Raw genomic sequence first — 13,970 nt, forward strand, 5'->3', positions numbered from 1 at the left:
AAATATTGGGGATGCATGTTGTTCAAACCTCATCGCTTTGTACCTAAGACAGTTGCAGCGGCCGCGCTCGCCGCGCACGGCCTCGCGGCGCATGCAGCGGCACCGTTCGTGGTGCAAGACATCAAGATCGAGGGGCTGCAGCGCGTCGAAGCGGGTTCGGTGTTCGCCTATCTGCCGATCAAGCAGGGCGATACCTTCACGGACGACAAGGCATCCGAAGCAATCCGCGCGTTGTACGCGACGGGCTTTTTCAACGACGTACGCATCGCCACGCAAGGCAACGTCGTGATCGTGCAGGTGCAGGAGCGTCCGGCCATCGCGTCGATCGACTTCACCGGCACGAAGGAATTCGACAAGGACAACCTGACGAAGGCGCTGCGCGCGGTCGGCCTCGCCGATGGCCGCTACTACGACAAGGCGCTCGTCGACAAGGCGGAGCAGGAGCTCAAGCGCCAGTACCTGACGCGCGGCTTCTATGCGGCCGAGGTCAAGACGACGGTCACGCCGGTCGACGCGAACCGCGTGTCGATCCTGTTCGCGGTGGCCGAAGGCCCGAGCGCGAAGATCCGCCAGATCAACTTCATCGGCAACAAGGCGTTCAGCACCAGCACGCTGCGCGACGAGATGCAGCTGTCGACGCCGAACTGGTTCTCCTGGTACACGAAGAACGACCTGTACTCGAAGGAAAAGCTCACGGGCGACCTCGAGGCCGTGCGCTCGTACTACCTGAACCGCGGCTACCTCGAGTTCAACATCGACTCGACCCAGGTGTCGATCTCGCCCGACAAGAAGGACATGTACCTGACGGTCACGCTGCACGAAGGCGAGCCGTACACGGTGTCGGGCATCAAGCTGTCGGGCAACCTGCTCGATCGCGAGGCCGAACTCAACAAGCTGATCAAGATCAAGCCGGGCGACCGCTTCTCGGCCGAAAAGCTGCAGCAGACCACCAAGTCGATCGTCGACAAGCTCGGCGAATACGGCTACGCGTTCGCGACCGTCAACGCGCAGCCGGACATCGACCAGGCGAACCACAAGGTGAACCTGAACCTCGTCGTCGATCCGAGCCGCCGCGTGTACGTGCGCCGCATCAACGTGGTCGGCAACACGCGCACGCGCGACGAAGTGGTGCGCCGCGAAATGCGCCAGCTCGAAAGCTCGTGGTTCGACTCGAACCGCCTCGCGCTGTCGAAGGATCGCGTGAACCGCCTCGGCTACTTCACCAACGTCGACGTGACGACGGTGCCGGTCGAAGGCACGAACGACCAGGTCGACGTGAACGTGAAGGTCGACGAAAAGCCGACCGGCGCGATCACGCTGGGCGCCGGCTTTTCGTCGACGGACAAGGTCGTGCTGTCGGCCGGCGTGTCGCAGGACAACGTGTTCGGTTCGGGCACCAGCCTGTCGGTGAACGTCAACACCGCGAAGAGCTACCGGACCCTGACCGTCACGCAGGTCGACCCGTACTTCACGGTCGACGGCATCAAGCGAATCACCGACGTCTTCTACCGCACGTACCAGCCGCTCTACTATTCGACGAGCTCGAGCTTTCGGATCATCAGCGCGGGCGGCAACCTGAAGTTCGGCATTCCGTTCTCGGAAGTCGACACCGTCTACTTCGGCGCGGGCTTCGAGCAGAACCGCCTCGACGTCGATTCGAACACGCCGCAGAGCTATCAGGATTACGTGAACGAGTTCGGCCGCGTGTCGAACACGGTGCCGCTGACGGTCGCATGGTCGCGCGACGCGCGTGACAGCGCGCTGATTCCGAGCCGCGGCTACTTCACGCAGGCGAACATGGAGTACGGCGTGCCGGTCGGCAAGATCCAGTACTACAAGGCCGACCTGCAGGCGCAGTACTACTATTCGTTCTCGCGCGGCTTCATCCTGGGCCTGAACCTGCAAGGCGGCTACGGTAACGGTATCGGCAACCCGTACCCGATCTTCAAGAACTACTACGCGGGCGGTATCGGCTCCGTGCGGGGCTACGAGCCGAGCTCGCTGGGCCCGCGCGACACGAAGACGAACGACCCGATCGGCGGTTCGAAGATGCTGGTCGGCAACATCGAGCTGACGTTCCCGCTGCCGGGCACGGGTTACGACCGCACGCTGCGCGTGTTCACGTTCCTCGACGGCGGTAACGTGTGGGGCAATGCGCCGGGCGGCACGAGTACGGGCGCCAACGGCCTGCGCTACGGCTACGGCGTGGGTCTCGCGTGGATCTCGCCGATCGGCCCGCTGAAGCTGAGCCTCGGTTTCCCGCTGCAGAAGCACGAAGGCGACCAGTACCAGAAATTCCAGTTCCAGATCGGGACGGCGTTCTGACCGAACGCATGACAACAGCAACGAGAGGGTAATTTTGCTAACCGGTAAGTTTTCGAAACGAGTGATGTGCGCGCTGACCGTTGCGCTGGCCTTAGGCGCGGCAACGGTGCACGCACAGGACGTCGCCCGCATCGCGGCGGTCAATTCGGATCGGATCCTGCGCGAGTCGGCGCCCGCGAAGGCGGCGCAGACGAAGCTCGAAGCCGAGTTCGCGAAGCGTGACAAGGATCTGCAGGACCTGGCGGCGCGCCTGAAGTCGATGTCCGATTCGCTGGACAAGAACGGCACGTCGCTGTCGGCGGCCGATCGCGCGCAGAAGCAGCGCGATCTCGCGCAGCTCGACACCGACTTCCAGCGCAAGCAGCGCGAGTTTCGCGAAGACCTGAACCAGCGTCGCAACGAAGAACTCGCAGCCGTGCTGGAGAAGGCGAACAAGGTCATCAAGCAGATCGCCGAGCAGCAGAATTACGACCTGATCGTGCAGGAAGCCGTGTACGTCAGCCCGCGCATCGACATCACCGACAAGGTGCTCAAGGCGCTCGCGTCCGGCTCGACGAACTGAACGGAGCAGACGACGAATGGCATTGACGCTTGAGGCACTCGTAAAGCGGTTCGGCGGCGAGATCGTCGGCGATGCACAGTGCACGGTCGGCGGCCTCGCGCCGCTCGACCAGGCAGGCCCTCAGCAGCTCGCGTTTCTCGCGAACCCGAAGTACCTGTCGCAGGTCGAGACGACCCGCGCCGGCGCGGTGCTGATCGCGCCGCAGGATCTGCAAAAGCTGGGCGCGGCCGCCACCGCCCGGACGGCCGGCCCTCGCAACTTCATCGTGACGCCGAATCCGTACGCGTACTTCGCGCGGGTCGCGCAGATGTTCATCGATCTCGCCACGCCGCCGCGCGCGGCCGGCGTGCATCCGAGCGCGACGATCGATCCGGCCGCACAGGTCGCCGCGACCGCGGTGATCGGCCCGCACGTGACGGTCGAGGCCGGCGCGGTGATCGAAGACGGCGTGCAGCTCGACGCGAACGTCTTCGTCGGCCGCGGCACGACGATCGGCGCCGGCTCGCATTTCTATCCGAACGCATCGGTGTACCACGGCTGCAAGATCGGCCCGCGCGCGATCGTCCATGCGGGCGCCGTGATCGGCTCCGACGGCTTCGGCTTTGCGCCGGATTTCGTCGGCGACGGCGACGCGCGCACCGGCAGCTGGGTCAAGATCCCGCAGGTCGGCGGCGTGACGATCGGCCCGGACGTCGAAATCGGCGCGAACACGACGATCGACCGCGGCGCGATGGCGGATACCGTCATCGAGGAATGCGTGAAGATCGACAACCAGGTCCAGATCGGTCACAACTGCCGGATCGGCGCGTACACGGTGATTGCCGGCAGCGCCGGCATCGCGGGCAGCACGACGATCGGCCGCCACTGCATGATCGGCGGCGCGGCCGGGATCGCCGGCCACGTGACGCTCGGCGACTATGTCATCATCACCGCGAAGTCGGGCGTATCGAAGTCGCTGCCGAAGGCCGGCATCTATACCAGCGCGTTTCCGGCCGTCGACCACGGCGAATGGAACAAGAGCGCCGCGCTCGTGCGCAACCTCGACAAGCTGCGCGAGCGCATCAAGGCGCTCGAAGCCGCGCTCGCCGCCCAAGGCGGCGCGGACGCCTGAGCGCGTCATGCGAGACCACGAACCGGGCCCGGCCAGCGCAACCGGCCCGGTTTGCCAGACTGGGCCGCGCGGCGGCCCGCTTCAGCCTTTGCATCACCACCGCGCAGCCTCTGCGTGAGACGAACCATCATGAGCACTGAAAAAATCAATCTCGACATCCACAAGATCCTCACGCTGCTGCCGCATCGCTACCCGATTCTGCTCGTCGACCGCGTGCTCGAACTCGAACCGCACAAAGGGATCAAAGCGCTGAAGAACGTGTCGATCAACGAGCCGTTCTTCCAGGGGCACTTCCCGAAGCGGCCGGTGATGCCGGGCGTGCTGATCCTCGAGGCGCTCGCGCAGGCCGCGGCGCTGCTGACATTCGCGGAAGAGCAGCCGAAGGATCCGGAGAACACGCTGTATTACTTCGTCGGGATCGACGGCGCGCGCTTCAAGCGCGTGGTCGAACCGGGCGACCAGCTGATCCTGAACGTGACGTTCGAGCGCTACATCCGCGGCATCTGGAAGTTCAAGGCGGTGGCGGAAGTGGACGGCAAGGTGGCGGCGGAGGCCGAACTGATGTGCACGGTCAAGACGGCCGACGCGGCGCCCTGAGCGACGCGGCACGCATGGGTAACGTAACGCGAGCAACGCGACACATCATATCGAGAGGCAACGGCGCATGACCAGGATTCATCCTACCGCGATCGTCGAGCCGGGCGCGCAGATCGACGAATCGGTCGAGATCGGCCCGTACGCGATCATCGGCCCGCACGTCACGATCGGCGCGCGCACGACGATCGGCTCGCACAGCGTGATCGAAGGCCATACGACGCTCGGCGAGGACAACCGCATCGGCCATTACGCGTCGGTCGGCGGCCGTCCGCAGGACATGAAGTACAAGGACGAGCCGACGAAGCTCGTGATCGGCAACCGCAACACGATCCGCGAATTCACGACGATCCACACGGGCACCGTGCAGGACGTCGGCGTGACGACGCTCGGCGACGACAACTGGATCATGGCCTACGTGCACATCGGCCACGACTGCCGCGTCGGCAACAACGTGATCCTGTCGAGCAACGCGCAGATGGCCGGCCACGTCGAGATCGGCGACTTCGCGATCGTCGGCGGCATGTCGGGCGTGCACCAGTTCGTGCGTATCGGCGCGCATTCGATGCTGGGCGGCGCGTCGGCGCTCGTGCAGGACATCCCGCCGTTCGTGATCGCGGCCGGCAACAAGGCGGAGCCGCACGGGATCAACGTCGAAGGGCTGCGCCGGCGCGGCTTCTCGGCCGACGCGATCTCGGCGCTGCGCAGCGCGTATCGCTTGCTGTACAAGAACGGGCTGTCGCTCGAGGAAGCGAAGGTGCAACTGCGCGAGCTCGCGGAAGCGGGCGGCGACGGCGATGCACCGGTGACGGCGCTCGTCGAGTTCATCGACGCGTCGCAACGCGGCATCATCCGCTAAGCGATGCCGCTCCCGACCAATCAGCTGCGGCTCGCGATGGTGGCCGGCGAGCCGTCGGGCGACCTGCTCGCGGCGTCGCTGCTCGGCGGGCTGCGCGAGCGGCTGCCCGAATCGGCCCAGTATTACGGGATCGGCGGGCCGCGCATGATCGCGCAGGGCTTCGATTCGCACTGGCAGATGGACAAGCTGACCGTGCGCGGCTATGTCGAGGCGCTGGGCCAGATCCCCGAGATCCTGCGGATTCGCGGCGAACTGAAGCGCCAGCTGCTCGCCGAGCGGCCGGACGCGTTCATCGGCGTCGACGCGCCCGATTTCAACTTCAGCGTCGAACAGGCCGCGCGCGACGCGGGCATCCCATCGATCCACTTCGTGTGCCCGTCGATCTGGGCGTGGCGCGGCGGCCGGATCAAGAAGATCGCGAAGTCCGTCGACCACATGCTGTGCCTGTTCCCGTTCGAACCGGCGATTCTCGACAAGGCCGGCGTCGCATCGACCTACGTCGGCCATCCGCTGGCCGACGAAATCCCGCTCGAACCCGACACGCACGGCGCGCGCATCGCGCTGGGCCTGGCCGCAGACGGCCCCGTGATCGCGGTGCTGCCGGGCAGCCGGCGCTCGGAGATCGCGCTGATCGGCCCGACGTTCTTCGCGGCGATGGCGCTGATGCAGCAGCGCGAGCCCGGCGTGCGGTTCGTGATGCCGGCCGCGACGCCCGCGCTGCGCGAACTGCTGCAGCCGCTCGTCGACGCGCATCCGCAACTCGCGTTGACGATCACCGACGGCCGCTCGCAGGTCGCGATGACGGCCGCCGACGCGATCCTCGTGAAGAGCGGCACCGTCACGCTGGAAGCCGCGCTGCTGAAGAAGCCGATGGTGATCTCGTACAAGGTGCCCTGGCTGACCGGGCAGATCATGCGTCGGCAGGGCTACCTGCCGTATGTCGGCTTGCCGAACATCCTGGCGGGGCGCTTCGTCGTGCCCGAGCTGCTGCAGCATTTCGCGACGCCCGAGGCGCTCGCCGATGCGACGCTCACGCAGCTGCGCGACGACGCGAACCGCCGCACGCTGACCGAAGTGTTTACCGAAATGCATCTGTCGCTGCGGCAAAACACGGCCGCGAAGGCCGCCGAGGCCGTCGTGCGCGTGCTCGAACAACGCAAGGGGCGCGCATGACCGCAGTGCGTGCACCGCGCCGTCGCGCGTCGAGCGACGTGCTGCAGGGCGGTTTCGATTTCAGCCGCCCGGACGAGATCGTCTGCGGCGTCGACGAAGCGGGCCGCGGCCCGCTCGCGGGGCCGGTGGTGGCCGCCGCGGTGATCCTCGATCCGGCGCAGCCGATCGACGGGCTCGACGATTCGAAAGCGCTGTCCGCGAAAAAGCGCGACATGCTGTACGACCTGATCGTCGCGCGTTCGCGCGCGTACTGCGTCGCGTCGGCGAGCGTCGACGAGATCGATACGCTGAACATCCTGCACGCGACGATGCTCGCGATGAAGCGGGCCGTCGAAGGGCTGTCGGTGCTGCCGACGCTCGCGCAGATCGATGGCAACCGTTGCCCGACGTTGATGGTCCGTGCGGAGGCGATCGTCAGCGGCGACGCGCTCGTGCCGAGCATCTCGGCCGCGTCGATCCTCGCGAAGGTCACGCGCGACCGCATGCTCGTCGATCTGCATGAGCGCTTTCCCGTGTATGGCTTCAACGTGCATGCCGGGTACGGCACGCCGAAACATCTTGCCGCGCTGCGCGAGCACGGCCCGTGCGAAGTGCATCGGCGCTCGTTTGCCCCCGTGCGCGAGGCGCTCGACCTGATTCGATGAAAAGCATCACTTCCCGCGACAACCCGCTGTACAAGCGCCTGAAGGCGCTCGCGGGTTCGACGTCCCAGCAGCGCCGCGGCGGCCAGGCGCTGCTCGAAGGTTTCCATCTCGCGAGCGCGTACCTCGACACGGGCGCGACGCCCGAGCTGTGCGTGACGACCGAAGGTGCGCTCGGCCACGCCGACGCGCAGGCGATCGTCGCGCGCATCGACGCGCAGCGGATCGTCACGCTGCCGGACGCGCTGTTCGGGCAGTTGTCGAACGTCGTCAACGGCGTCGGCTTCCTGCTGCTGGTCGACCGGCCGGCGCAACCGCTGCCCGCGCGCGTGACGCATACGTCGGTCGTGCTCGACGGCGTGCAGGATGCCGGCAACGTCGGCTCGATCCTGCGCAGCGCGGCGGCGGCCGGCGTGCGTCACGTGTTCTGCGCGCCGGGGACGGCCTATGCGTGGTCGTCGAAGGTGTTGCGCTCGGGCATGGGCGCGCATTTCCTGCTGTCGATCCACGAGGACGTCGAAGCGGCGGCGCTCGCCGAATGCCTCGACGTACCGGTCGCGCTGACCGACTCGCACGGCGCGCAGGCGGTCTACGACTGCGACCTGTCCGGGCCCGTTGCATGGGTGTTCGGCAACGAGGGCGCGGGCGTGTCGGCATTCTGGCGCGACGCGGCCACGCATCGCGTGACGATTCCGCAGCCGGGCGGGATGGAGTCGCTGAACGTCGCTGCGGCGGCAGCGGTGTGCCTGTTCGAGCAGGTGCGGCAGCAGCGGCCTGTGTGACGCCGCGCGCGTTGCAGTGCCGTAAAACGAAACAAGGCCGCATTTGACGCGGCCTCGTTGCTTTCGTGGCGACGGCTGGACGGCCGCCGGCGCGCCCGCGCTCAGTACGACTGCCGGTCGAGGCGGATTTCCTGCAGGATCGTCGTCGCGATTTCCTCGATCGACTTGTGCGTCGACGACAGCCACTTGATCCCTTCGCGGCGCATCATCGCTTCGGCCTCGTTGATCTCGTAGCGGCAGTTCTCGGGCGCCGCGTACTTGCTGCCCGGCCGGCGCTCGTTGCGGATCTCCGACAGGCGCTGCGGATCGATCGACAGCCCGAACAGCTTGTCGCTGTACGGCGACAGCGCCGACGGCAGCTTGCCGCGTTCGAAGTCTTCCGGAATCAGCGGATAGTTGGCCGCCTTCACGCCGTACTGCATCGCGAGGTACAGGCTCGTCGGCGTCTTGCCGCTGCGCGACACGCCGACCAGGATCACGTCGGCTTCCGACAGGTTGCGGTTCGACTGGCCGTCGTCGTGCGCGAGCGAGAAGTTGATCGCCTCGATCCGCGTCTTGTATTCCTCGGTGTCCGCGTTCTGGTGGCCGCGGCCCATCGCGTGGCTCGACTTCAGTTCCAGTTCCTGCTCGAGCGGTTCGACGAAGCGCTGGAACATGTCGAGCACGAGCGCGTTCGAGCGCTTGACGATGTCGTTCGATTCGCTGTCGACGAGCGTCGTGAACACGATCGCGCGGCGGCCATCGTGCACGGCGGCTTCGTTGATCTTCTCGACGGTCGCATAGGCCTTGTCGAGCGAGTCGACGAACGGCACGCGCACGAGGCGGAATTTCTGGTCGAACTGGGAGAGGATCGAATGCGCGAAGGTTTCGGCAGTGATCCCGGTGCCGTCGGAGACGATGAATACGGTAGGCAGCATGAATCTGGACGTCGAGCGTGAAGGGCAGTTGCGCGGGCGGCTGGAGGTGAGCCTCCAGACCCAGTGACAAGGTCGCGCCACATCCGGCAGCCGGCACGGTAGAATAGCGGCAACCTGTTGGATAAGCAATTGCGGGGCGGGGCGCGAACGGCGGCCCGTGGCTGGGCCGCACGATTCCAGAATTCCCGGCAAGTCTGGCGATTTGTCTGCAAATATCGCCCTTCTGCCGGGATTTTTTCAAATCGGGTCGGAACATTTCCGCCGCTGCGAATGTTTATCTAACAGGTTGCGCAAGACGCGCCGCGCCTTTTTGCAAGCGCCCGCGTCCAAGCCCACTTGCGCGATCGAGCATTTTTTTCACACTTAGGGGCTTGTATGACTAACGCAGCAAACGTCGCAAAGGACCAGGCGTATGTAATTCCGTTCGAGCAGTTGCGGATGACCGATGTGGAAATCGTGGGCGGCAAGAATGCGTCGCTCGGCGAGATGATCAGCCAGCTTTCCGAAGCAGGCGTTCGCGTTCCCACCGGTTTCGCCACGACCGCGCTCGCATTCCGCGATTTCCTCAAGCACAACGACCTCACCGATCGCATCGCCAAGCGTCTCGAGTCGCTCGACATCGACGACGTGAAGGCGCTCGCCGAAGCCGGTGCCGAAATCCGCAAGTGGATCGTCGATGCACCGCTGCAGGCGCGCCTCGAGCAGGAAATCCGCGCGCAGTTCGAAGTGCTGAAGAACGGCTCGCCGGCCGAACTGTCGTTCGCCGTGCGTTCGTCCGCGACCGCGGAAGACCTGCCCGACGCCTCGTTCGCCGGTCAGCAGGAGTCGTATCTGAACGTCGTCGGCATCGACGACGTGCTCGATCGCATGAAGCACGTGTTCGCGTCGCTGTACAACGACCGCGCGATCTCGTACCGCGTGCACAAGGGCTTCACGCACGCCGAAGTCGCGCTGTCGGCCGGCGTGCAGCGCATGGTCCGCTCGGACGTCGGCGCGGCCGGCGTGATGTTCACGATCGACACCGAATCGGGCTTCAAGGACGCCGTGTTCATCACGTCGAGCTACGGCCTGGGCGAAACCGTCGTGCAGGGCGCGGTGAACCCGGACGAGTTCTACGTGTTCAAGACGACGCTCGCGCAGGACAAGTACCCGATCATCCGCCGCTCGATCGGCTCGAAGCTGATCAAGATGGAATTCACGCAGCCGGGCGAGCCGGGCCGCGTGAAGACGGTCGACGTGCCGCACGAGCAGCGCAACCGCTACTCGATCACCGATGAAGACGTGATCGAGCTGGCGAAGTACGCGGTCATCATCGAGAAGCACTACCAGCGTCCGATGGACATCGAGTGGGGCAAGGACGGCCGCGACGGCAAGATCTTCATCCTGCAGGCGCGTCCGGAAACGGTGAAGAGCCAGGCGAGCGGCAAGGCCGAGCAGCGCTTCAAACTGAAGGGCCAGTCGCAGGTGCTCGCGACGGGTCGTGCGATCGGCCAGAAGATCGGCGCGGGCCCCGTGCGCGTGATCCAGGATCCGTCGGAAATGGAACGCGTGCAGCCGGGCGACGTGCTGGTGGCCGACATGACCGACCCGAACTGGGAGCCGGTGATGAAGCGTGCGGCGGCGATCGTCACGAACCGCGGCGGCCGTACCTGCCACGCGGCGATCATCGCGCGTGAGCTCGGCGTGCCGGCGGTCGTCGGCTGCGGCGATGCGACCGACATCCTGAAGGACGGCGCGCTCGTCACCGTGTCGTGCGCGGAAGGCGACGAAGGCAAGATCTACGACGGGCTGCTCGAGACGGAAGTCACGGAAGTGCAGCGCGGCGAACTGCCGGAAATCCCGGTCAAGATCATGATGAACGTCGGCAACCCGCAACTCGCGTTCGACTTCTCGCAACTGCCGAACGGTGGTGTTGGCCTCGCGCGTCTCGAGTTCATCATCAACAACAACATCGGCGTTCACCCGAAGGCGATTCTCGAGTACCCGAACATCGACCAGGACCTGAAGAAGGCGGTCGAAAGCGTTGCGCGCGGCCACGCGTCGCCGCGCCAGTTCTACGTCGACAAGCTGACGGAAGGCGTCGCGACGATTGGGGCGGCGTTCTATCCGAAGCCCGTGATCGTGCGTCTGTCTGACTTCAAGTCGAACGAGTACAAGAAGCTGATCGGCGGTTCGCGTTACGAGCCGGACGAGGAAAACCCGATGCTGGGCTTCCGCGGCGCGTCGCGCTACATCGCTGAAGATTTCGCGCAGGCGTTCGAGATGGAATGCCGTGCACTGAAGCGCGTGCGTGACGAGATGGGCCTGACCAACGTCGAGATCATGGTGCCGTTCGTGCGGACCGTGAAGCAGGCGGAGCGCGTCGTCGGCCTGCTCGAGAAGTTCGGCCTGAAGCGCGGCGAAAACGGCCTGCGCCTCGTGATGATGTGCGAAGTGCCGACCAACGCGATTCTTGCCGAAGACTTCCTGCAGTTCTTCGACGGTTTCTCGATCGGCTCGAACGACCTCACGCAGCTCACGCTCGGCCTCGACCGCGATTCGGGCATGGAACTGCTGGCAGTGGACTTCGACGAACGCGACCCGGCCGTCAAGTTCCTGTTGAAGCGTGCGATCGACACCTGCCGCAAGATGGGCAAGTACGTCGGTATCTGCGGCCAGGGCCCGTCCGATCACCCGGACTTCGCGCAGTGGCTGACCGACGAAGGCATCGAGTCGATCTCGCTGAACCCCGACACGATCATCGATACGTGGCAGGCGCTCGCCAACCGCAAGTAACGGTCGGTCATGCCACTTCGGCGAAAGCGCGGTCCGCCGCGCTTTCGTTGAAGGCAAAATGCAAGGTTCGTGCTATAAACACCCCGGTAAGCACCGGGGTGTTTTTTTTCGTCGGTACGCGCGGCCCTCGCGAGCGCGCCGACCGCTTCGCACAGTGGCGAGCGCAGCGAATATAGTGAGCATCGGGGCGTTTTTCTGGAGACCACAATGATGTCGGGGCATCTGTTCTGGTGGATCGGGGTGGGCGTGCTGGTCGTCGCCGAGTTGCTGACGGGCACGTTCTACCTGCTGATGATCGCACTCGGCTTTCTCGCGGGCGGGGTGTTGCAACTGGCCGGTTTCGCGCCGCACGCGCAGTTCGGCGCGGCGGCCGCGGTCGCGATCGTCGCGATGATCGTGCTGCGCCGTTCGGGGCTCGGCCGCAAGCAGAAGCGCGACACGTCGACGAATCCCGACGTCAATCTCGATATCGGCTCGACCGTCACGGTCGACGCGTGGCGTGACGGCCGCGCGCGCGTGCAGTATCGCGGTGCCGACTGGGACGTCGAGCTCGCGCACGGCGAGCGCGACGATGCGCACGTGTACCAGGTGAGCGCCGTGCGCGGCAATTGCCTCGTGGTCGTGGCGAAACCCGCGGGCTGATCGTCCGCTGATACAACAAGGAGGAAATACTTCATGGATTCGCTGATCATCTGGGTTGTCCTGCTCGTCATCGCGATCGTGATCGTGTCGAAGACGGTGAAGATCGTCCCGCAGCAGCATGCGTGGGTGCTCGAGCGCTTCGGGCGCTATCACGCGACGCTGTCGCCCGGTCTCAATATCGTGCTGCCGTTCGTCGATCGGATCGCATACCGGCACGTGCTGAAGGAAATTCCGCTCGACGTGCCGAGCCAGGTCTGTATCACGCGCGACAACACGCAGCTGCAGGTGGACGGCGTGCTGTATTTCCAGGTGATGGATCCGATGAAGGCGTCGTACGGGTCGAGCAACTTCGTGCTCGCGATCACGCAGCTGTCGCAGACGATGCTGCGCTCGGTGATCGGCAAGCTCGAGCTCGACAAAACCTTCGAGGAGCGCGATTTCATCAACCACAGCATCGTGTCGGCGCTCGACGACGCCGCCGCGAACTGGGGCGTGAAAGTGCTGCGTTACGAGATCAAGGACCTGACGCCGCCGAAGGAGATCCTGCACGCGATGCAGGCGCAGATCACGGCCGAGCGCGAAAAGCGCGCGCTGATCGCCGCATCCGAAGGCCGCAAGCAGGAACAGATCAACCTCGCATCGGGCGCGCGCGAAGCCGCGATCCAGAAGTCCGAAGGCGAGCGGCAGGCCGCAATCAACCAGGCGCAGGGCGAAGCCGCCGCGATCCTGGCGGTGGCCGAGGCGAACGCGCAGGCGATCCAGAAGATCGCGAGCGCGATCCAGTCGCAAGGCGGGATGGACGCGGTGAACCTGAAGGTCGCCGAGCAATATGTCGGCGCGTTCGCGAATCTCGCGAAGCAGGGCAACACGCTGATCGTGCCGTCGAACCTGTCGGATCTCGGCACCGCGATCTCGTCGGCGCTGACGATCGTCAAGAGCGCGGGTGTGGGCTCGGGCGCGAAGGGCTGAGCCCGATCGGCTGCCCGATCCCTGCGCGGTCGCCGCGTGCGATCGTCGTGCGACGAATCGTCGCGCAGCCGGCCAAGCGGCACGCGCGATTCAGGCAGTCCAAAGCAACACGGCCCGCTTCGAGCGGGCCGTGTCGTTTGCGATGAATGCGGTGGGCGTCAGGTGCCGGCCCGCATGATGCGCGCCTTCTCGCGTTCCCAGTCGCGCTTCTTTTCGGTTTCGCGCTTGTCGTGCAGCTTCTTGCCCTTCGCGAGCGCGATGTCGCATTTCACGCGACCGCCCTTGTAGTGGAAGTTCAGCGGCACGAGCGTGTAGCCGCGCTGCTCGACCTTGCCGATCAGCTTCTTGATTTCCTCGCGGTGCAGCAGCAGCTTGCGCGTGCGAACCGGGTCGGGCTTGATGTGCGTCGAGGCTTCGGGCAGCGGGCTGATATGGGTCCCGATCAGAAAGATCTCGGCGTTCTTCACCACGACGTAGCCTTCCTTGATCTGGCCGCGTCCGGCGCGCAGCGCCTTGACTTCCCAGCCCTCCAGCACGAGCCCCGCCTCGTAGCGTTCCTCGATGTGATAATCGAAGTGCGCTTTCCTGTTGTCGATGATGCTCATGAAAGGATCGGGCCA

Annotated in this window: 13 protein-coding genes; 11 read left to right on the plus strand and 2 right to left on the minus strand. The window is 65.4% G+C overall.

The annotated features are described in order from the left end of the window. Nucleotides 1–15: 15 nt before the first annotated feature. The 8 genes from bamA to HWX14_RS01055 all read left to right on the plus strand — a co-directional run bounded on the left by bamA (nt 16) and on the right by HWX14_RS01055 (nt 8,047). Nucleotides 16–2,325 carry an outer membrane protein assembly factor BamA gene (gene bamA / locus HWX14_RS01020; RefSeq protein WP_126362160.1) on the plus strand — a complete coding sequence of 770 codons (2,310 nt, stop codon included), beginning with the start codon at nt 16–18 and terminating at the stop codon, nt 2,323–2,325. 64 nt (nt 2,326–2,389) lie between these two features. Further along, nucleotides 2,390–2,887 (plus strand): OmpH family outer membrane protein, encoded by a 498-nt coding sequence (locus HWX14_RS01025; protein ID WP_069256978.1) that lies wholly within the window; start codon nt 2,390–2,392, stop codon nt 2,885–2,887. A gap of 16 nt (nt 2,888–2,903) precedes the next feature. Continuing rightward, nucleotides 2,904–3,998 carry a UDP-3-O-(3-hydroxymyristoyl)glucosamine N-acyltransferase gene (gene lpxD / locus HWX14_RS01030; protein ID WP_175881200.1) on the plus strand — a complete coding sequence of 365 codons (1,095 nt, stop codon included), beginning with the start codon at nt 2,904–2,906 and terminating at the stop codon, nt 3,996–3,998. Between the two features lie 129 nt (nt 3,999–4,127). Further along, nucleotides 4,128–4,595, plus strand: coding sequence for a 3-hydroxyacyl-ACP dehydratase FabZ (fabZ, locus tag HWX14_RS01035; RefSeq protein ID WP_006495559.1), 468 nt, complete (start codon nt 4,128–4,130; stop codon nt 4,593–4,595). 67 nt (nt 4,596–4,662) lie between these two features. Continuing rightward, nucleotides 4,663–5,451 (plus strand): acyl-ACP--UDP-N-acetylglucosamine O-acyltransferase, encoded by a 789-nt coding sequence (lpxA, locus tag HWX14_RS01040; protein ID WP_175881201.1) that lies wholly within the window; start codon nt 4,663–4,665, stop codon nt 5,449–5,451. Between the two features lie 3 nt (nt 5,452–5,454). After that, nucleotides 5,455–6,624, plus strand: a complete 1,170-nt coding sequence (lpxB, locus tag HWX14_RS01045) for a lipid-A-disaccharide synthase (protein WP_175881202.1) — start codon at nt 5,455–5,457, stop codon at nt 6,622–6,624. Beyond that, nucleotides 6,621–7,268: a ribonuclease HII gene (rnhB, locus tag HWX14_RS01050; protein WP_175881203.1), complete on the plus strand. Its 648-nt coding sequence runs from the start codon at nt 6,621–6,623 to the stop codon at nt 7,266–7,268. The genes lpxB and rnhB overlap by 4 nt, the downstream gene beginning before the upstream one ends. Next, on the plus strand, nt 7,265–8,047 hold the full coding sequence (locus HWX14_RS01055) for an RNA methyltransferase (protein WP_175881204.1): 783 nt from the start codon (nt 7,265–7,267) through the stop codon (nt 8,045–8,047). Before rnhB ends, HWX14_RS01055 begins: the two co-directional genes overlap by 4 nt. Nucleotides 8,048–8,148: 101 nt before the next feature. Here HWX14_RS01055 and HWX14_RS01060 read toward each other — a convergent pair whose 3' ends face one another. Beyond that, nucleotides 8,149–8,964, minus strand: coding sequence for a pyruvate, water dikinase regulatory protein (locus HWX14_RS01060; protein WP_034207652.1), 816 nt, complete (start codon nt 8,962–8,964; stop codon nt 8,149–8,151). Between the two features lie 375 nt (nt 8,965–9,339). On the opposite strand from HWX14_RS01060, the gene ppsA reads away from it, so the two are divergent. From ppsA to HWX14_RS01075, 3 genes are all read left to right on the plus strand, one after another. Further along, complete coding sequence (gene ppsA / locus HWX14_RS01065) at nt 9,340–11,739, plus strand: phosphoenolpyruvate synthase (RefSeq protein ID WP_175881205.1); 2,400 nt, start codon at nt 9,340–9,342, stop codon at nt 11,737–11,739. A gap of 207 nt (nt 11,740–11,946) precedes the next feature. Next, on the plus strand, nt 11,947–12,381 hold the full coding sequence (locus HWX14_RS01070; RefSeq protein WP_175881206.1) for an NfeD family protein: 435 nt from the start codon (nt 11,947–11,949) through the stop codon (nt 12,379–12,381). A 33-nt stretch (nt 12,382–12,414) separates the two neighbouring features. Beyond that, nucleotides 12,415–13,350 (plus strand): SPFH domain-containing protein, encoded by a 936-nt coding sequence (locus tag HWX14_RS01075; protein WP_175881207.1) that lies wholly within the window; start codon nt 12,415–12,417, stop codon nt 13,348–13,350. Nucleotides 13,351–13,508: 158 nt separating this feature from the next. On the opposite strand, the gene smpB is transcribed toward HWX14_RS01075, so the two are convergent. Further along, nucleotides 13,509–13,955, minus strand: a complete 447-nt coding sequence (gene smpB / locus HWX14_RS01080; RefSeq protein ID WP_006478511.1) for an SsrA-binding protein SmpB — start codon at nt 13,953–13,955, stop codon at nt 13,509–13,511. Nucleotides 13,956–13,970 lie beyond the last annotated feature (15 nt).

Source organism: Burkholderia sp. BCC0044, from assembly GCF_902832955.1.
GTDB lineage: Bacteria > Pseudomonadota > Gammaproteobacteria > Burkholderiales > Burkholderiaceae > Burkholderia.